Annotated in this window: 15 protein-coding genes; 6 read left to right on the top strand and 9 right to left on the bottom strand. The window is 66.2% G+C overall.

Annotated elements, in window-relative coordinates; translation table 11 throughout:
- Positions 1-99: 99 nt before the first annotated feature.
- Positions 100-1920 (bottom strand): allophanate hydrolase, encoded by a 1821-nt coding sequence (gene atzF / locus AC066Y_RS01970; protein ID WP_478272414.1) that lies wholly within the window; start codon positions 1918-1920, stop codon positions 100-102.
- A gap of 204 nt (positions 1921-2124) precedes the next feature.
- Positions 2125-2655 (bottom strand): MarR family winged helix-turn-helix transcriptional regulator, encoded by a 531-nt coding sequence (locus AC066Y_RS01965; protein WP_478272413.1) that lies wholly within the window; start codon positions 2653-2655, stop codon positions 2125-2127.
- Positions 2656-2808: 153 nt separating this feature from the next.
- Between AC066Y_RS01965 and AC066Y_RS01960 the strand changes: the two genes are divergently transcribed.
- Complete coding sequence (locus AC066Y_RS01960) at positions 2809-4671, top strand: feruloyl-CoA synthase (RefSeq protein ID WP_478272412.1); 1863 nt, start codon at positions 2809-2811, stop codon at positions 4669-4671.
- A 437-nt stretch (positions 4672-5108) separates the two neighbouring features.
- On the opposite strand, the gene AC066Y_RS01955 is transcribed toward AC066Y_RS01960, so the two are convergent.
- Positions 5109-5633, bottom strand: coding sequence for a MarR family winged helix-turn-helix transcriptional regulator (locus AC066Y_RS01955; RefSeq protein ID WP_478272411.1), 525 nt, complete (start codon positions 5631-5633; stop codon positions 5109-5111).
- A gap of 82 nt (positions 5634-5715) precedes the next feature.
- Here AC066Y_RS01955 and AC066Y_RS01950 point away from each other — a divergent pair, with 82 nt between their 5' ends.
- Both AC066Y_RS01950 and AC066Y_RS01945 read left to right on the top strand, forming a co-directional pair.
- Positions 5716-6918, top strand: a complete 1203-nt coding sequence (locus AC066Y_RS01950) for a cytochrome P450 (RefSeq protein WP_478272410.1) — start codon at positions 5716-5718, stop codon at positions 6916-6918.
- Positions 6919-6973: 55 nt separating this feature from the next.
- Positions 6974-8200 carry an ABC transporter substrate-binding protein gene (locus tag AC066Y_RS01945; RefSeq protein ID WP_478272409.1) on the top strand — a complete coding sequence of 409 codons (1227 nt, stop codon included), beginning with the start codon at positions 6974-6976 and terminating at the stop codon, positions 8198-8200.
- A 190-nt stretch (positions 8201-8390) separates the two neighbouring features.
- Here the strand turns inward: AC066Y_RS01945 and AC066Y_RS01940 are convergent, their stop codons facing one another.
- Entirely contained in the window at positions 8391-9044 is a 654-nt protein-coding gene (locus AC066Y_RS01940; RefSeq protein ID WP_478272408.1) for an isochorismatase family protein, read from the bottom strand.
- Positions 9045-9194: 150 nt separating this feature from the next.
- Here AC066Y_RS01940 and AC066Y_RS01935 point away from each other — a divergent pair, with 150 nt between their 5' ends.
- The gene (locus AC066Y_RS01935; RefSeq protein WP_478272407.1) at positions 9195-10145 is read left to right on the top strand and encodes an AraC-like ligand-binding domain-containing protein; all 951 of its coding nucleotides are present in this window, start codon (positions 9195-9197) and stop codon (positions 10143-10145) included.
- A gap of 158 nt (positions 10146-10303) precedes the next feature.
- Here the strand turns inward: AC066Y_RS01935 and AC066Y_RS01930 are convergent, their stop codons facing one another.
- The 3 genes from AC066Y_RS01930 to AC066Y_RS01920 form a co-directional block, all read right to left on the bottom strand.
- Positions 10304-10711, bottom strand: a complete 408-nt coding sequence (locus AC066Y_RS01930) for a DUF4440 domain-containing protein (RefSeq protein WP_207840436.1) — start codon at positions 10709-10711, stop codon at positions 10304-10306.
- 279 nt (positions 10712-10990) lie between these two features.
- Positions 10991-12571 carry a tannase/feruloyl esterase family alpha/beta hydrolase gene (locus tag AC066Y_RS01925; RefSeq protein ID WP_478272573.1) on the bottom strand — a complete coding sequence of 527 codons (1581 nt, stop codon included), beginning with the start codon at positions 12569-12571 and terminating at the stop codon, positions 10991-10993.
- A gap of 173 nt (positions 12572-12744) precedes the next feature.
- A complete protein-coding gene (locus tag AC066Y_RS01920) occupies positions 12745-13296 on the bottom strand; it encodes a TetR/AcrR family transcriptional regulator (protein WP_478272406.1) in 552 nt (183 codons plus the stop codon).
- Between the two features lie 116 nt (positions 13297-13412).
- On the opposite strand from AC066Y_RS01920, the gene AC066Y_RS01915 reads away from it, so the two are divergent.
- The gene (locus AC066Y_RS01915; RefSeq protein ID WP_478272405.1) at positions 13413-14270 is read left to right on the top strand and encodes an oxidoreductase; all 858 of its coding nucleotides are present in this window, start codon (positions 13413-13415) and stop codon (positions 14268-14270) included.
- Positions 14271-14323: 53 nt separating this feature from the next.
- Entirely contained in the window at positions 14324-15325 is a 1002-nt protein-coding gene (locus AC066Y_RS01910; RefSeq protein WP_478272404.1) for an NADP-dependent oxidoreductase, read from the top strand.
- 2 nt (positions 15326-15327) lie between these two features.
- Here the strand turns inward: AC066Y_RS01910 and AC066Y_RS01905 are convergent, their stop codons facing one another.
- On the bottom strand, positions 15328-16602 hold the full coding sequence (locus AC066Y_RS01905; protein WP_478272403.1) for an NAD(P)/FAD-dependent oxidoreductase: 1275 nt from the start codon (positions 16600-16602) through the stop codon (positions 15328-15330).
- A gap of 115 nt (positions 16603-16717) precedes the next feature.
- On the bottom strand, positions 16718-18124 hold the full coding sequence (locus AC066Y_RS01900) for an MFS transporter (protein WP_478272402.1): 1407 nt from the start codon (positions 18122-18124) through the stop codon (positions 16718-16720).
- Positions 18125-18151 lie beyond the last annotated feature (27 nt).

The raw sequence follows: 18151 nt of genomic DNA, 5'->3' as shown, positions 1-18151 counted from the left end.
GGATACAGGTTTATCGACAAGCACTGCTCGTGGAGAAATGCCCCTCACCCCAACCCTCTCCCCGCAAGAGCGGGGCGAGGGAGCACACTACCGCCGCGGCTAGGCCTTCGCCCTCTCCGCCATGAACGCCCGCCAGCCGCCATAGACCGAGATATCCTTCGCGCCGTTGATCGCGGCGGGCTCGACAATGAAGCCCTTGGCCTGCCGTCCGTCGGCGAGCCTGATCGTGCCGATCGAGAGTGGCGGCGGGATCGCGGCGACGAATGTACCGAACGAGGCCGGCGACATCGCCCACAACTCGAGCTTGATCGCATGACCCGCACCGGTCTCGACACGCAGCATGCCGGGTTTCGGCGGCGTGGTGTCGAGTGCATAGAGCTTGTAGTCCGCTGCGGTGACCGTCTCTTCCAACAGGCGCGCATCGAGCATGGTCAGCTCATGATTCAGCGCCATGCCGGAGAGATGCGCACCGACCACCGCGATCGTGATCTCGTCGGCGCCGGCTCGCGCAGGTACTGCGGCCAGCGGCGGCTGCCGCACCGCCTTGGCGCCGACGGCAAGTCCGGTGTCGGCGTGGAATACGCGGCCGATGCTGGCAAGCTCGGCGTCCTGGCCGGCGGGGGCGAGCAGCGTGATACCGAACGGCGCGCCGTCAGGCCGCATCGCTGCCGGCAGCGCCAGGCCGCAGAGGTCGAGCAGGTTGACGAAATTGGTGTAGGTGCCGAGCCGCGAGTTGAGCTCGATCGGGTTGGCCAGCACGTCAGCGGTGGAATAGACCGTCGGCGCCGTCGGCAGCACGATCGCATCGCACTGCGCGAAGGTGCGCGCGGCAACGCGACGCAGCGCCTGCAGGCGATAGAGCGCGGAGAAGGTATCGGCCGCGGTGGGCCGCGCGCCGCCGATCGTGATCTCGCGTGTCACCGGGTGGATCGCGTCCGGCGACGACGCCAGGAGATCGCGGATCACGAGATAGCGCTCGGCGACCCACGGGCCCTCATAGAGCAACCGCGCGGTCTCGTAGAACGGCTCGAGGTCGAATTCGATGAGTTCGGCGCCGAGCGACTGCCAGCGCTCGCAGGCTTCGCCATAGGCTTTCTCGGCTTCGCGATCGCCGAAGAAGATCAGCTGGCCGCTCTTGGGAATGCCGAGCTTGAGCTCGGCAGGAAAGGCCGCGCGCGGTGACAGCGGCCGGTCGCGCGAGAACGGATCGGCGTCATCCGGCCCGGCCATCACGGCAAGCGCGGCCAATGCGTCGTCGACGGTGAGCGAGAACACCGAGATGCAGTCGAGCGTGCGGCAGGCCGGCACCAGCCCCGCGTTCGAGATCAGCCCGAGGCTCGGCTTGAGGCCAACGATGTTGTTGAGCATCGCCGGCACGCGGCCGCTGCCCGCGGTGTCGGTGCCGAGCGACAGCGGCACGAGGCCCACTGATACCGCGACCGCGGAGCCCGAGCTCGATCCGCCCGGCACCAGATCGCCGCGGACCGGATTTTTGGGAATGCCGTAGGGCGAGCGCACGCCGACCAGGCCGGTGGCGAACTGGTCGAGATTGGTCTTGCCGATGATGATGGCGCCGGCCGCGCGAAGTCTGGCGACTGCGGTGGAGTCCTGCGCGGGCATGTAGGAGAACGCCGGGCAGGCGGCGGTGGTCGGCAGCCCCGCGACATCGATATTGTCCTTCACCGCGACCGGCACGCCGTAGAGCGGCAGCGTCGGGTCTGCGAGCCGCGCGGCCTCGGCGAGCGCCTCCTTCTCGTCGCGCAGGCTGATGAAGATGGCGGGATCGTTGTGCTCGCGGATGCGCTGGTAACTGCGCGCCACCGTTTGCGCCGGCGTCATGGTCCCTGCGCGGTGTGCGGCAACGATCGCGGCGACAGTTTCAGTCACGTGTTTGGCCTCGTCTCTGGCGCGGTGAGGCATCGGATGCCTGCCGCGAGGGAATTGCAGCCTGATCGAAGCAAGCAATGTGCCATTGTGTACAATTTGCCTGCGCCTGCGGCGCGACGGATTATTACACAATATCAGTTGCTTGAAATGGTCGCTGGGAGTTGAAGCGAGCTCGCTTGAGAGCGTGTCTGCTCAATTTTAGGGCAAGCGTGACCAAGCCGAAATCCGATCGGTCGATCAGGTGAAGCAGGCGAGGATCTGCAGCAGTTGCTTGCGGTTTTCCTTGCCGATCTTGTCGGCGACATGCCGTTCGTGCTCGGCGGCGAGCCGCTTGAACCGGGCCAGCGCGGTCTTGCCGCGCCCGGTCAAGTGCAGCGCGTGAGAACGGCGGTCAGTGGCAGAAGGGACGCGGCTGACGAAGTCGCGCGCTTCCAGACTGTCGAGCAGATGCACCAGCCGTGCGCGTTCGATTCCGAGCCGCTTAGCGACTGCCATCTGGCTGAGGCCCGGATTGGCCCCGATCACGGTCATGACCGAATATTGGGTCGGACGGATATCGACCGTCGCCAGCGTCCTGATGAAGTCCTGGAAGATCCAGAGCTGGAAGCGCCGCACCGCATAGCCGGCGTGGCCGACCAGCGCGTCGAGACCGATGTCGCCATTGGCGTCGCCGCCCAGCGCCCGGCCGTTCGCCGTGCGCGCCTGGGCGCGGCGGATTGCCGCTCTCGTTCCTGTCGCCTTGCGCGACGTCTGCTGCTTGCTCGCCATGCCCAAGGCTAGCGCGCCCGAGACGGGAGGGAAAGATTGTTGTTGACGACAACAATTGATGTCCGCAACATTATGACCAAAGAGCCCGGCCGGGACCGCGGCGCCGCACCATGTTGCGGCGCGATCCCGCAGGACACGGGCGAGGAGGAAACCATGACGACGGCCGCCAGCGGAGACGATCCGCACCGCCTGTTCGCGACGCCCGCGATCGTTGCCGTCAGCCGCGACGACGGTAGCATCCTCGTCCGCTCCACCACGCCGTTGCAAGGCAGCGCCCGCTGCGTCGGCGACTGGCTGGAGCATTGGGCGCGGCAGGCGCCGGACCGCATCTTCCTGGGCGAGCGCGCCAGCGCCGAGGCGCCCTGGAGCACCGTCAGCTATCGCGATGCGCTCGGAATCGTGCGGCGGGCCGCATCATGGATCCTGGCGCAAGGGCTGAGCACGGAGCGGCCGCTGGTCATCCTCGCCGACAACAGCATCGACCACGCGCTGTTCGCGCTTGCCGCCCAGCATGTCGGCGTGCCCTCGGCCGCGATCTCGCCGGCCTATTCCTTGATGTCGAAGGATTTCGACAAGCTGAAGGGCATGATCGCGCTGCTTGATCCCGGCGCGATCTATGTCACAGGCACAACGCCGTTCGCGGCCGCGCTTGCCGCGATCGCGCCACTGCATCGGGCGACCATCGTCAGCGGCAATCCCGATGATGCCGGGGCGCTGGCGTTCCGCACTGTCGCGGCGACGCCTGAATCGCCGGAGGTCGCCACGGCCTTTGCCGCGGTGACGCCGGACACGATCGCAAAGTTCCTGTTCACCTCGGGATCAACGGGCACACCGAAAGCCGTGATCAACACCCAGCGCATGCTGACGTCGAGCCAGCAGGCCAAGGCGCAGACCTGGACGTTCCTGGAGCAGCACGGCGAGGAGCTGATCATATTGGACTGGCTGCCCTGGAGTCACACCTTCGGCGCCAACCACAATTTCAATCTGGTGCTGCGCAACGGCGGCACGCTCTATATCGACGGCGGCAAGCCGGCGCCCGGCCCGTTCGCAACCTCGCTTGCCAATCTGCGCAGCGTGGTGCCGACGGTCTATTTCAACGTGCCGCGCGGCTTCGACATGCTGATCGCGGCGCTCCGCACCGACGACGAACTGCGCCGCAAGTTCTTCGCGGGCACCAAATTCGCCTTCTATGCCGGCGCGGCGCTGCCGCAGAATTTGTGGGACGCGCTGGAGGAATTGTCGCTGCAAACGATCGGCCGCAGGCTGCCGATGGTGTCGGCCTGGGGATCGACCGAGACCTCGCCGCTGGCGACCGACTGCCACTTCCTCGCCGAACGCTCCGGCAATATCGGCGTTCCGATCCCCGGCACCGAGCTCAAGCTCGTGCCCTCGGGCGACAAGCTCGAGGTCCGCGTGCGCGGGCCCAATGTCACGCCGGGTTACTGGAAGGCGCCACAACTCACCGCCGAGGCCTTCGATGACGAGGGCTTTTACAAGATCGGCGACGCCGTCACCTTCGCCGATCCCGACCGGCCCGATCTCGGCCTGTTCTTCGACGGCCGCGTGGCCGAGGACTTCAAGCTCAATTCCGGCACCTGGGTCAGCGTCGGCACGCTGCGGGTCGCCGGCATCGCGGCGCTGGCGCCGCTCGCGCAGGATATCGTCGTCGCGGGCCACGGCCGCGACGAGGTCCGCTTCCTGGTGTTCCCGAACCTCGCCGCCTGCCGTTCGCTTGCGGGACTGCCCGAGAGCGCCGGCGCGCAGGAGGTCATCGCCCATCCGGCGGTCCGTTCTGCGATCGGGCAGGGGCTGGCACGGCTGAAGGCGCAGGGCGGCCATTCTTCCGGCCATGCCACCCGTGCGCTGCTGCTCGCCGAGCCCGCCTCGGTCGATGGCGGGGAAATCACCGACAAGGGCTACATCAACCAGCGCGCCGTGCTGACGCGCCGCACCGCAGCGGTGACGGTCCTGGAGGACGACGCCTCGTCCGAGCCGATCGCCTGCGCGGGCCCGTGACATGATTTGTACCGGCGCGGTGTTGGGAGGCCGCCACGTCCTCCGCCGTCGTCCCTGCGAAAGCAGGGACCCATGCTCCGCGGCCGACTTTGTCTACAAAGGTCGTCGTTCCGCCGGCGTGCAATCATCAGCATTGGTGGTTATGGGTCCTGGCTCGGAGGCCGGGACGACACCGAGTTTGTGGCACGGTTTGTCATCCAAGTTTCAGCTTTCCGACCGCTAGGTTCCCCGCCGCTTCCTCTTGCCGCGCCGCACACGCGCGTTTTTAGTTGCTATGGCAACTAAGCTGTGCGAGTTTCCGCCCCACAGGAATAGGGCCGGTCAACGGCCGGGCATCCGGGAGGAGAATGTTGCGCAGCAGCGCGCAAGCGGCACGCATCGACAACCGGGCAAGTATCGCGGTGGCGCAGAGTGCTGCCCGCGCCGCAGGCGTTCGGTCAGGTCGTGCTTTGCCCGGTCACGGCGCCGAGATTCTCGTGCAGCCGGCGCAGCAGGTCGATCAGCACCTCGCGCTCGTCCTTTTTCAGGCACGACAGCAGCCGCCGCTCGCGCTCCAGCGCCGCGACGATGACCTTGTCGTGGATGGCGCGGCCGCGCGCGGTCAGGGTGATCGAATGGGTGCGGCCGTCGTCGGGCGCGGTGCGGATCGTCAGCAGGCCGCGCTTCTGCAGCGCCGCGAGATTGCGGCTGACCGGGCCCTTGTCGAAGCCGATCACCTGGCAGATCCGGGAGGCGGGAATCCCCGGCTCGATCGCCAGCTGCGAGATGATTCGCCACTCGGTGACGTTGACGCCGAAATTCTTCTGGTAAAATGCGGTGGCGCTGTTCGACAGCTTGTTGCCGATGAAGGTGATGAACGCCGGCACATAGCGATTGAGGTCCAGCAGCGGGCCATCGGTGGCATTTGCGGGATCGGCCGGTCTCGGCCGGCGGGGCTTTCGGGGGAGGGGCTGGCTGCTCATTTCCCAAATCATCGCTGCGAAACTGTTCGGGAGCAAGTGACATGCGGCCCGTATTGACAAGATCAAACCTCGGGAGGTCCCGATGACTGCAACAGAAGGTGCGTCCGTCCCGCATCTCGACGTCGATCCGTTCGCCCTCGAGTTCTTCGCCGACCCGTTCCCGACCCACGAGCGGCTGCGCGAGGCCGCACCCGTGGTCTATCTCGACAAGTGGAATGTGTATGGCGTGGCGCGCTACGCCGAGGTCCATGCGGTGCTGAACGATCCCGAGACGTTCTGCTCCAGCCGCGGCGTCGGTCTCAGCGACTTCTCCAAGGAGAAGCCGTGGCGGCCGCCGAGCCTGATCCTGGAGGCCGACCCGCCGGCGCATACCCGCACCCGCAATGTGCTGAGCACGGTGCTGTCGGCGACCGTGATGAAGCAGCTTCGCGGGCGATTTGCCGCCGCCGCGGAGGCCCGTGTCGATGCGCTGCTGGAGAAGCGCCGTTTCGACGCGATCGAGGACCTGGCGGAGGCCTATCCGCTGTCGATCTTCCCGGATGCGCTGGGCTTGCGGCCGGAGGGCCGCGAGCATCTGCTGCCCTACGCAAGCCTGGTGTTCAACGCCTTCGGCCCGCCGAACGAGCTCCGCAGGGAGGCCATCGAGCGCTCAGCGCCGCATCAGGCCTATGTTGCCGAGCAGTGCCAGCGCGACAATCTTACCCCGGGCGGAATCGGCGCCTGCATCCACGCCCATGTCGATAGCGGTGCCATCACCGCGACCGAGGCGCCGCTGCTGGTGCGCTCGCTGCTGTCGGCCGGTCTCGACACGACCGTCAACGGCATCGGCGCCGCCGTCTACTGCCTCGCCCGCTTCCCCGACCAGTTCCAGAAGCTCCGTGGCGATCCGACGCTGGCGCGCAACGCGTTCGAGGAAGCCGTGCGATTCGAAAGCCCGGTCCAGACCTTCTTCCGCACCACCACCCGCGACGTCGAGCTCAGCGGGGCCCGCATCCCCGAAGGCGAGAAAGTGCTGATGTTCCTGGCTGCCGCCAATCGCGATCCGCGCCGCTGGGAAGCGCCCGATAGCTACGACATCACGCGCCGCACGTCGGGCCATGTCGGTTACGGCTCGGGCATCCACATGTGTGTCGGCCAGCTCGTCGCCCGCCTCGAGGGCGAGGTGATGATGGCGGCACTGGCGCGCCATGTCGCGAAGATCGAAATCACAGGCGAGCCGAAGCGCCTATTCAACAACACGCTGCGCGGGCTGAGCAGCCTGCCGGTCGAGATCACACCGGCCTGACCGGAAGCTCAATCCCGGCAAAAAGGCCGGTTGAGGAAACATGGGAGGGGAAACGATGCGGGGCTTTGGGGTTGGGCGATTTGGGATTGGACTCGCGCTGGCATTGGCCTGCGCCGCGGGCAGCGCACGCGCGGAGATTTCCGGCGATGTCGTGCGCGTCGGCGTGCTCAACGACATTTCCGGCATCTTCCAGGACACCAACGGCATGGGCTCGGTGGAAGCCGCGCGCATGGCGGCGGAGGATTTCAACGGCGGCGGCAAGGGCATCAAGGTCGAGATCGTCTATGCCGATCACCAGAACAAGGCCGACGTCGGATCCGCGATCGCGCGCAAATGGCTCGATGTCGAAGGCGTCGACGCCATCGTCGACGTGCCGAACTCGGCGGTCGGCCTCGCCGTCAACACCGTGCTGCGCGACTCGCGGATGACGTTTCTGGCATCGTCGACCGCGAGCTCCGATCTCACCGGTAAGGCCTGCTCGCCGAACACCATTCAATGGGTCAACGACGCCTGGGCGACCGGCAACACCACGGCGGCCGCGATGATGCAGCGTGGCGGCAAGGACTGGTACTTTGTGACCGTCGACTACGCACTCGGCAAGGGCATCGAAGCTGAGGCGACGAACTACATCGAGAAGCACGGCGGCAAGGTGCTGGGATCGAGCAAGCATCCGCTCGGCACTTCGGACTTCGCCTCCTTCCTGCTGCAGGCGCAGAACTCGAAAGCAAAGGTGATCGGGCTCGCCAATGCCGGCGGCGACACCATCAACGCGGTGAAGCAGGCGGCCGAGTTCGGCATTCAGCAGGGCGGCCAGACCATGGTCGCGTTCCTGCTGTTCGTGAACGACGTCCACGGCATGGGCCTGAAGGTCGCGCAGGGCCTGCAGCTGCTTGAGGCCTTCTACTGGGACATGAACGACGACACCCGCGCGTTCGCAAAGCGCTTCGCCGCGCGGCCCGGCATGAACGGCAAGATGCCGAGCGGCAACCAGGCCGGCGTCTACGCCTCGACGCTCGCCTATCTCAACGCCGTCGCCGCCACCGGCAGCGACGACGCCAAGGTCGTGGTGCCGCAGATGAAGACCTTCAAGGGCAAGGACAGGCTGTTCGGCGAGACCACGATCCGCCAGGACGGCCGCGTCATCCACCCGATGTACCTGTTCGAGGTGAAGAAGCCCGAGGAGTCGAAATACCCCTACGACTATTACAAGCTGATCGCGGCCATCCCGGCCGATCAGGCGTTCCGCCCGATCGCCGATGGCGGGTGCTCGCTGGTGAAATAAAGGACGGCTGCCGCCCGCGTCTCTGTTCGCCTCGCCCCGCTTGCGGGGAGAGGCCGACGCGCTCGACGAGCGCGGCGGGTCAGGGGGACTCTCCGCGAATTGCGTTCGTGAACGGAGCCCCTCACCCCAACCCTCCAAGAGCGAGCTTCGCTCGTCTCGACCCCGTAAGAACGGGGAGAGGAAGAAGAAACTACGCTGCTTTCGGGCTCGCCGTCTTTACCCGCGCCAGCATCTCGGCCGCCGTCATCACATGCGCGGTCGAGAACGCGAGGATCGTGAGCGTGGCGCGATGCACCTCTTCGGCGGACAGGGCGCCCTGGCCGACGTCGGGATAGTCGAACGTGCCTGTGGCGTCCGACAGGAAGACGACCTTGTAATTGTGGAACATGGCGTCCCGCGCGGTGGCGTGGCAGCAGTTCTCGGTGGTCGTTCCCGAGATGATCACTGTCGTGATGCCCCATTCGCGCAGGATGAGGTCGAGGTCGGTGGCGAAGAACGCGCTGTAGCGGTGCTTCTTGATGACGTGCTCGCCTGGTGCGGGTGCGAGGTCATTGAAGATCTCGACGCCCGCGGTGCCGTCGACCAGCGACGATCGGTCGGCGATCGGCGCATAGAGATCATCATAGAGCCCCATGTCGCTGCCGTCGCGGCGATGCACATGCGCGGTGTAGATGATGCGGATGCCCTTGTCGCGGCAGGCCTTCAGGGTCTGCGCCAGCCGCGGCACCATGGCGGCGGCCTGCGCGGAGCGCAGCTTGGCGCCCTCGGCCACGAAATCGTTCTGCATGTCGACAACGATCATGACGGTGCGCGCGGGATCGATGATTTCGCACTGGTAGCCCATGTGGTGTCTCCTCTCCTGAAGGGAGACATTTTCTACCTCCGTCGCGGCGGCGGTTCTTGGCTGCGCCGGCCAGTCGCTGGACTCTGCTTGCCAGAAACGGGGGCTGGACGCAGAATATCCCCCTGCCGGGTTGGGCGGGAGCAAGGTCCGATGCAGACCCCAGATCATACAGTCATCGCGCAAACGCTGGTTGCGCCGGGTGACAGTTTCGACCGCTGGCATCACGTCACCTGCCGCGAATTCTCGCTGACCGAATGCCGCCGCGTCGCCGATGAGGCGTTTGCCGCGTCGATCTCGATCCGCAATTTCGGCCCGCTTGCGATCAACGACATTTGGTCGTCGACCCCGGCCGCCGACCGCATCCGGGTGATGCGCAGCGCGAGCGACGTCCATCGCGACCCGCGCGATTATTTCATGCTGTGGCTGACGCTGCGCGGCGAGGTCGGCTTCGCGCAGGGCGGACGCGAGGTGCGGATGCGCCGGGGCGATCTCATGCTCCACGACCAGGCGCAGCCGTTCACGCTCGAATTCGCCCCGAGCGCGCGTTCGATCATGGTGTCGATCCCGCGGCCGCTGCTGCTCGCGCGGCTGCCGGATGCGCAGCGGCTGACGGCACGGCGGGTCGGCAACGCGTCGAAAGTGGGCGCGCTGGCGGGATCGTTGATCCGCCGGCTGACGCGGCTCGATGACGACGCCGGGCCTGCGGCGATAAGGCTTGGCGCCTCAATGCTCGATATTTTCGCGACGACGCTCCAGACCGAGCTGACGGACGATGTGCCGCGGCGCGGCGACGAACGGCTGGCGCGGGTCAAGGCCTACATTCGGGCCCATCTCGACGATCCCGAGCTCGATCTCGATACGATCGCCACGGCGCAGAACATGGCGCCGCGTACGCTCAATCGCCTGTTCGCGCGCGAGGGCACAACGCCGATCCGCTGGCTCTGGCAGCAGCGCCTCGCCGGCGCCTATCAGGCGCTGGCCGAACAGCGCTTCAGCCACGTCACCGATGCGGCGCTCAGCTTCGGCTTCAGCGACGTCTCGCATTTCAGCCGCGCCTTCAAGGCCGCGTTCGGCCGCTCGCCGCATCAGGTGATGGGCTGACGCTGTATCCACCAATGCGGCTGCGCGGCGGGACGGAGCGATGGCAAACTGTCGACCGGTTCGCGTTCCGCCTCGCTTCATGCGGCCCGCCTCGCGCACAAGGGGAGAGGCGAACCGAGATCGGCAGCACCCTTTGCTGCGTGGATCACTGAAGACACTTATTTCGCCGGGGGCGCCTTCGGGAAGGCCGACACCATCCGGATCTTCCAATTTCCGCCCTGGTTGACATACGCCCCGGTCCAGCGGCCAACCACATCAAGCGGCTCGCCATTCTGGTTCTTGCCCGTGATGTGATATTCGCCAGTCGCGATAGCCGTATCGGCTCCCAACGGCAGGGCCTCATCCACCGTTATTTCATTGTGGTTGAACCCGGCCTTGAAGATACCTTCGTAGGTCTGGGCGACATCGGTGTGCGACCCGGTCGCATTGACGACCATCCCGCCAGGCGCATAGAGCGCAGCGATCCCGGCGCCATTCTGCTTGTTGAAACTGTCGGCGTAGGCCGCCGCGACCTTCTCGAATTGTTGCTTCAGACTTTCGTCGCCAGCGGTCGCGGTCGCAGGCATCGCGAGCAACGCAATGAACAGATATAAGGTGGAGGACGTTCGCATTGCATTCCCTCCTTAAAATCATTGTTGAGGATCTGTCTCGGCCAGCCGGGACCGCGATGGTGTAGCACATCGACCATCGATGAGAGCTGTCCGCGCGCCGCGATACGGCAATGCCGCTGGCTAAGAGGGAGTAGTCCCGCCGGCGGAGCCGCGGGGCTCCACGATCGCCGCATGCGCTGCTGCGCTCGCGCGGCACAAGGAGAGCCACGATCCGAAGTTGTGAGGAAGCTTACCTCACGGCGCGCACGCAAAACTCGCCGCCGCGGTGACCGGTCCCGCCTTGTAGTGCGGCCAGGCCGGCCAGCCGCACAATGGCAGCGCGCGGAGGGTGTCGAAGGCCGGCGCCTCGGTCTTCTGCTCGCGCACTTCGAGATCGCCGGGCGCCGTGCGGTTCTCGACCCAGTCGACGAGCACGGCCAGCATGTCGACATTGGCGGGTGCGCCGGAGCCGACATGGTCGACGCCGGGCGCAGCGTAGAGCCGGGCGAACTCCGCGACCTTGTCCTTGCCGAGCGTCTTCTCGACGTTCTCGAAGTAGCGGATGCCGGCATAGGGGCTTTGCGCGTAGTCGGACATGTGTTCGAGGATCACGAGCTTGCCGCCGTGTGCGTGGAAGCGCGTGAGGTCCGGATCGGTGGAATCCATCAGCGCGGAGACTTCCAGCACGCGCGCCTTGTGGTCCTCGGGCTTGTAGGTCGTGACGTCGAGCTTCGGATCGCGGGCGAAGACATATTGAATGCCGCCGGCGCCGTAGATCCAGGCGATGCCATTGGTCGGAGCCGGTGGCTGCGCCGGCGCCGTGCTGCCGAGCCACCAGGCCTTCCAGCCGCCGGTCGGGCCGAACGCCGGCGTGTTCTCGCCCGACACGCCCCAGCCCGGATAGTCGTCGAGGCCGTTGGCGAGCGGGAACGAGAATTTGTACGGCGCATGCAGCGTTTCGATCGCGGCGACCTGCTTGTCGGTCAGGCAGTCGTCGCCGCCGTGGCCCGCGGCGCATGCCAGCGTGGCCGGCTTGAACCTGGCCTTGCAGCCGACGGGATCCTGCACCAGTGCGTCATCGGAGCCGTCCTGCGTGTCGCAGGCCTTCAGCACGGCGTCGGCCACGAGCTTGACCTGGGCCGGCCTGATCCAGCCCTCGCCCATGGTCACGAGGCCGGAGCGGGTGCCGGCATGCTGCAACCCGACCCAGTTGATCACGGGTACGCGCGCGAAGATGCCGTCGAAATCGTCGGGATAGCGCTGCGCCATGGTCAGCGCCTCACGGCCGCCCTCGGACGATCCCATGAAATACATCTTCGCCGGCGGCTTGCCGTAGGCGCGGACCGTCAGCGCCCGCGCGGCGTCGCGCACCTTCTTGTAGGCCTTGTGCGAGAAATTCTCGAACGCCTCGTCGTTGAGCGCGAACAGCTGCGGCGGCTCGCCGGGCTTCTGCTCGTGGCCGGAGTCGGTGCCGACGGTCACGAAGCCGAGCGCCAGCGGCGAGGCCTTGTCGAATGGATGGGCCGGCGGCAGGCCGAGGCCTGATATCAGCACGCCGTTGAAGCCGCCGCCGCCATATTGCAGCGAGCGGCCGTTCCACTCGATGGGCAGGTTGACCTCGAATTTGATCGGTGGCGCCGTGGGATCGGCGGGATCGATATGGCCGAGCACCTTGCAGAACGCGGGATTGGCCGGGACGATGCGGCCGGAAGGTGTCGGCGCCTTGTCTGAGACGGAGAGCGGCGCTGGCGCCTGCAGCGCGGCAGTATCGATCCTGACCGCACCGTCGGCCAGGCCGGCAAGCCCGCTACAGGTCGCGGCGGGGTCGCCGGTCATTTTGATGTCGACTGCCTCTGCCCATGCTCCGGCCGTCGGCGTGACAAGCCAGGCCGCGAGCGCGATCGCAGGCGCATCGATCCGCATCGTTTTCCTCCCGTGATGATCGTTGCTACGGCAAGTATTTCACGCGCGGCATCGGCGCACAATGGTGGCAATAGTCGGGTGAGCGGTCAGTCGCCCAATTCGTTTCGGGTCGCGCGAAGAATGTCGTCCGACAGCTTGGGGTCGCTCACGGCGCGGGCGAGCACCAGTGCTCCGACCAGGGAGGCCATGGTCGCGAGCGCCTTCTCCTCGCGCTGCCGTGGCCTCAGGCCGGACTGCATTCGCCGGCCCAGCAGGGAGATCATGCCGCGCACCCCGGCCGTGAACCGCTCTCTGACGGCCATGCCTTGGCGTGGGATCTCACAACATAACGCTGCGAAAGGGCAGCCGCTTCCCGGTTGGTCGCGATGCACAGGCGACAGGTATTCCGAGACATAGTCGCCGAGCGCAGCTTCCTCGGACACATCCCGTCCCTTGGACGCGATCGCGTGAGTCACGGCTTCCTCGACAAGCCGTTCCTTTGAGCCGAACTGACTGTACAGGCTGCCGTGAGTCATCCCGGCCGCCTCGGTCAGCGCGTCGACACTGGCGCCGGAGATGCCGTGCTCCCGCATGAGGCGGGAGGCCGCCTCGAGAATCCGTTCGCGGTTTTGGGCCGCCTTTTCTTTTGAAACGCGCATGACGCAGATCCCCTTCCCCGGGCCTTGACAATTATAATAGCGATCGTCATTTATATCAATAGTTACGATCGTAATCAAAGCGGATTTGAGATCCGCCGGCATTATCGGAGAAGCTCATGAATGGCCTCGGACCAAAGATTGCCCTCGTCACCGGCGCCTCGTCAGGCATCGGAGAGGCCGTCGCCCAACGGCTCGCTGAAGCCGGCTACGAGGTCTACGGCACCAGCCGACGGGGAGCCAAGCCAGGCAAGCGATCGTTCGAGATGCTGCCGCTCGACGTGACCAGTGATGAATCGGTGGAAGCCGCTGTCAGCGAAGTGATGCGGCGCGACGGCCGCATCGACCTGTTGGTGAACAACGCCGGCTTCGGCGTCGCGCCCGCCGGCGCGGAGGAGAGTTCGATCGAGCAGGCCCGCTCGATCTTCGAGACCAATTTCTTCGGATTGATCCGGATGACGCGCGCCGTTGTGCCTCACATGCGACGCCAAGGGAGCGGCCGCATCGTCAATATCGGCTCCGTGCTGGGCTTCCTGCCGATGCCCTATGGCGCGCTCTATGCCGCAACCAAGCACGCGGTGGAGGGCTATTCGGAATCGCTCGACCATGAGCTGCGCACCAGGGGCATCCGCGTCTCGGTGATCGAACCGGCATACATGCGGACGTCGTTCGACGCGAACTTCATGGAGGCGGATGCCAAGCTCGACGAGTACCGTGAGGCTCGTATGGGCATGAACAGGAGGCTCGGCGAGGTGATGGCAACGGCCGAGCGGCCCAGCGTCGTGGCGGACACCGTGCTGAGGGCCGCCAGCGCAACGCACCCGAAACTGCGATACGCGGCCGGCAAGCTTGCGAACCGTCTGCGCCTGCTGCGCCGATTTGCGCCCCAAGGCCTGGTGGATGCCGGGATTCGAAAGGACCTCCGGCTCGATGTGCCGGCGGCATCGCAGCCCAACCGCCCTGCGCGGGCTTTCTGACCGCTGAAGCGTCGCCTCCTGCCACCGCCATGAACCTCCGAACCAAGAGCAAAATGAGAGCACTTGTCTTCAAGCGCTACGGCAAGCCGGATCAGGTGGCGATTGTCGATATCCCTCGGCCGACGCCGAAGCCGAATGAAATTCTGGTTCAGGTTCACGCAGCTGGCTTGAACCCGATCGACAACATGATTCCGAAAGGGACGTTCAAGCCCATCCTTCGATTTCGACTGCCGGCCACGCTGGGCAGCGATCTGGCGGGCGTTGTCGTCGAAGTGGGAAGCCGCGTGACTCGCTTCAAGCCGGGCGACGCCGTCTTCGCCAGCATCTTCGATCTCGGAACGGGCGCGCTCGCCGAATTTGCGCGCGTGCCGGAGGATACCGCCGCGCTGAAGCCTCCGAACCTGGACTTCGTGCAGGCCGCATCGGTCCCGATGGTCGGCCTGACGTCGTGGCAGGCGCTCAAGCAGCGTGCCCGTCTCAAGCCCGGCCAGAAGGTGTTTATCCCCGCGGGCGCCGGCGGCATCGGCACCTTCGCGATCCAACTTGCAAAATACCTCGGAGCGACGGTTGCGACGACCACGAGCACCGGGAATGTGGATCTGGTCCGGAGCCTCGGTGCCGACGAGGTGATCGACTACAAGAAACAGCAATTCGAGGAGGTGCTGCAGGACTACGACGCCGTGCTGGGCACAGTCAGGGGCGATGCGATCGAGAAATCGCTTCGGATTTTAAAGCCGGGCAGCATCGTTGCTTCGCTCGTCGGCCCACCAGACGCTGCATTCGCTCAAGCCCGCGGGATGAACTACTTCATGGTGTTCCTGTTCGGATTGCTGAGCCGTAGAATCATTCGCCGCGCCAGAAGGCGCGGCGTCGCATATTCGTTCCTGTTCGTGCATCCCGAGGGTAGGCAACTTGCCGAGATCGGCGAGCTACTCAAGGCGGGGCGCATCCGGCCGGTGATCGACAGGGTATTTCCGTTCGAACAGGCCAAGCAGGCGCTCGCATATCTCGAAACCGGCCGAGCCAAGGGCAAGGTTGTTGTTCAGATGATGTAATTCTACTGCGCGACCTTGCTGCTGCCTTGGGTGATCAGTCGTGCGGCACGCTGGTCGCGGGTGTGGATCCAGAGCCAGTTCATCGCCACCGCAATCCGATGGCGCACGCCGATCAGGAAGTAGATGTGGGCGAGGCCCCAGATCCACCATGCCAGCGAGCCGCGCAGCTTGAGCCAGCCGAAATCGATCACCGCCTTCTTCTTGCCGATCTGCGCGAGGCTGCCGGCATGCTTGTAGCGGAACGGCGGCAGCGTTTTGCCGTCGAGCCGGGCCTTGATCAATGCGGCGACGTAGCGTCCTTCCTGTTTGGCGGCCGGTGCGATGCCGGGCACCGGATTGCCGTCGGGGCCCTTGATCGTGACGGTGTCGCCGATTGCGAAGATGTCGGGATGACCGGGCACGATCAGATCCGGCTCGACTTGCAGCCGATGGGCGCGGTCGGCCGGCGCGTTCAGCCATTCGGCGGCGCGCGAGGCGCGCACGCCGGCGGCCCAGACGATGGTGCGCGCTTCCAGCCTCTTGCCGCCGAACACCACGCCATCGGCCGAGCATTCGGTGACCGGCTCGCCCAGCATCACCTCGACGCCGAGTTTCTCCAGCGACGCTTGCGCATAGGCCGAGAGATCGTCGGGAAATCCTGCCAGCACGCGCGAGCCGGCCTCGATCAGCACCACGCGCGCCTTGCGCGTGTCGATGTGACGGAAGTCCTGCGGCAGCGTGTCCTTGGCGAGGTCGGCGATGGTGCCGGCCATCTCGACGCCGGTCGGCCCGGCGCCGATGATGACGAAGGTGAGCAGTGCTGCGCGCTTGTCCGGATCGGTCTCGCGCTCGGCGCGCTCGAAAGCGACCAGGATGCGCCGCCTGAGCGTCGTCGCGTCCTCCAGCGTCTTCAGGCCGGGTGCGAACGGCTCCCATTCGTCATGGCCGAAATAGGCGTGACGCGCGCCGGTGGCGAGGATCAGCGTGTCATAGGGAATGCTGCCGCCGTCGTCGAGCTGCACGCATTTTGCCGCAGCGTCGACGCCGCAGACATTGGCGAACAGCGTCGTCACCTCCGGCCGGTCGCGCAAGAGATAGCGGATCGGCCAGGCGATCTCGCTGGTCGCAAGCGATGCGGTCGCGACCTGGTAGAGCAGCGGCTGGAACAGATGGTGATTGCGGCGGTCGATCAGCGTGATCTCGACCGGCGCGCCTGCGAGACCGAAGGCGGCTTCCAGCCCGCCGAAGCCGGCGCCGACGATCACCACGCGATGAGGTTTGGCCGGCGCTTGCGTCATCTGATGTCGCCCTCGGTTTCGAACGGCTTCGTCAGTTCATTATGTAGTCATTCGCAGCCTCATTCCAACACGAAATGCCCGATCGCCCGATAGCGAAACCCAATCGCGGCGAGCCTCACGCGTCCTGCCGCGCGGCCGTGGCGACAACTCGTCTCCGCATCGGCAGGAACAGCCCCGCGACGGCTCCCGCGAATGACAGCGTTGCCGCAAGGCTCATCGCCGCCGCGAATCCGTTTGCGAAATGTCCGGATGAATCGGCCGCGCCATTTGCGGAAAAACTTGCCACCAGCGCGGCGATGCCGAACATGCCGCCGAGGAAGCGGCCCATGTTGAACACGCCCGACGCCTTGCCCATCTCGCTCACCGCAACCGCGCTCAGCACCGCGTTCTGCGCGGCCGGCATCGCCATCGATACGCCGACGCCGGCGAGCATCAGTGGTGCGACCAGCGCGGAGTAGGGCATCGACGGGGTGACGATCTCGCTGATCCAGCCGAGCCCGATCGCCTGCATCAGGAGGCCGGTGACGATAAGGGTGCGTTCGCCGAACCGGTTGACCACGGCGCCGGCGATCGGCGCCGTGACGAACAGTGTCGCCGTCCACGGCAACAGCCGTAGCCCGCCACCGAAGGCGTCGAAGCCGAGCGCGATCTGCAGGAATTGCGGCAGCAGGAACAGCACGCCATACATCGCGGCATAGAACAGCACGCTTGCGGCGATGCCCGCCGCGAACGGTCTGGCCGCAAACAGCCGCATCGGCACCATCGGGCTGGTCGCACGCAGCTCCCACAGCACGAACATCGCTGCCAGCGCGGCGCCGGCGATCAGCGCGCCCGTCACTTCCGCGCTCGCCCATCCGGCGCTGTTGCCGCGCAACAGGCCCCAGACCAGCGCCAGCGCCGCGAGCGCGACCAGCGACAGTCCGGTGATGTCGAGCGGCGCAGCCGGACCAAAACTTTCGCGCAGGCGCGCCAGCACGAGGGCAATCGCGACGAGGCCGATCGGCAGATTGATCCAGAAGATCCAGCGCCAGCCGAGATGTTCGGTGATGAAACCGCCGATCGCGGGGCCGATGATCAGCGCGCATCCGGTAATGCCGCTGAAGATGCCGAGCGCGCGGGCGCGCTCCTCGCGGCCGAAAGCGCCGCTCAGGATCGCCATCGCCAGCGGCATCACCAGCGCCGCACCTGCGCCCTGCAAGGCGCGCGCGGCGATCAGTGCCGCGGCATCGCCGGCCAGCGCGCAGGCCGCCGAGGCCACGACGAACAGGCCGATCCCGGCCGCGAACATCCTGCGCCGACCAAAACGGTCGCCGAGCGCCGCGCCGGTCAAGAGCAGCACCGCGAAAGTCAAATTGAAGGCGTTCACGGTCCATTGCAGCGTCTCCACGGCGCTGCCGAAATCGGCGCGGATGGTGGCGAAGGCAGTGGTCATGATCATGGCGTCCAGCGCCATCATGAAGGATGCCAGCGCGGTGAGGCCGAGCACCCAGCGCTGCTCGTTGCGCTCTCGAGGGGTCTGCATGGTCGTTCTCCGTTGGCGTGCCGCAGG

The organism is Bradyrhizobium sp. USDA3010, from assembly GCF_056429065.1.
Note: the sequence above shows the minus strand (reverse complement) of the source record. Positions and strands in the feature narration are given on the sequence as shown.

Excerpts from the sequence above, each read along its gene's own strand:
- AC066Y_RS01925 (WP_478272573.1), bottom strand. The coding sequence starts at position 12,571 with ATGACCGGCGACCCCGCCGCGACCTGTAGCGGGCTTGCCGGCCTGGCC.
- AC066Y_RS01920 (WP_478272406.1), bottom strand. The coding sequence starts at position 13,296 with ATGCGCGTTTCAAAAGAAAAGGCGGCCCAAAACCGCGAACGGATTCTC.
- AC066Y_RS01955 (WP_478272411.1), bottom strand. The coding sequence starts at position 5,633 with ATGAGCAGCCAGCCCCTCCCCCGAAAGCCCCGCCGGCCGAGACCGGCC.
- AC066Y_RS01915 (WP_478272405.1), top strand. The coding sequence starts at position 13,413 with ATGAATGGCCTCGGACCAAAGATTGCCCTCGTCACCGGCGCCTCGTCA.
- AC066Y_RS01900 (WP_478272402.1), bottom strand. The coding sequence starts at position 18,124 with ATGCAGACCCCTCGAGAGCGCAACGAGCAGCGCTGGGTGCTCGGCCTC.
- AC066Y_RS01930 (WP_207840436.1), bottom strand. The coding sequence starts at position 10,711 with ATGCCTGCGACCGCGACCGCTGGCGACGAAAGTCTGAAGCAACAATTC.
- AC066Y_RS01960 (WP_478272412.1), top strand. The coding sequence starts at position 2,809 with ATGACGACGGCCGCCAGCGGAGACGATCCGCACCGCCTGTTCGCGACG.
- AC066Y_RS01950 (WP_478272410.1), top strand. The coding sequence starts at position 5,716 with ATGACTGCAACAGAAGGTGCGTCCGTCCCGCATCTCGACGTCGATCCG.
- atzF (WP_478272414.1), bottom strand. The coding sequence starts at position 1,920 with ATGCCTCACCGCGCCAGAGACGAGGCCAAACACGTGACTGAAACTGTC.
- AC066Y_RS01910 (WP_478272404.1), top strand. The coding sequence starts at position 14,324 with ATGAGAGCACTTGTCTTCAAGCGCTACGGCAAGCCGGATCAGGTGGCG.
- AC066Y_RS01935 (WP_478272407.1), top strand. The coding sequence starts at position 9,195 with ATGCAGACCCCAGATCATACAGTCATCGCGCAAACGCTGGTTGCGCCG.
- AC066Y_RS01965 (WP_478272413.1), bottom strand. The coding sequence starts at position 2,655 with ATGGCGAGCAAGCAGCAGACGTCGCGCAAGGCGACAGGAACGAGAGCG.
- AC066Y_RS01945 (WP_478272409.1), top strand. The coding sequence starts at position 6,974 with ATGCGGGGCTTTGGGGTTGGGCGATTTGGGATTGGACTCGCGCTGGCA.
- AC066Y_RS01940 (WP_478272408.1), bottom strand. The coding sequence starts at position 9,044 with ATGGGCTACCAGTGCGAAATCATCGATCCCGCGCGCACCGTCATGATC.
- AC066Y_RS01905 (WP_478272403.1), bottom strand. The coding sequence starts at position 16,602 with ATGACGCAAGCGCCGGCCAAACCTCATCGCGTGGTGATCGTCGGCGCC.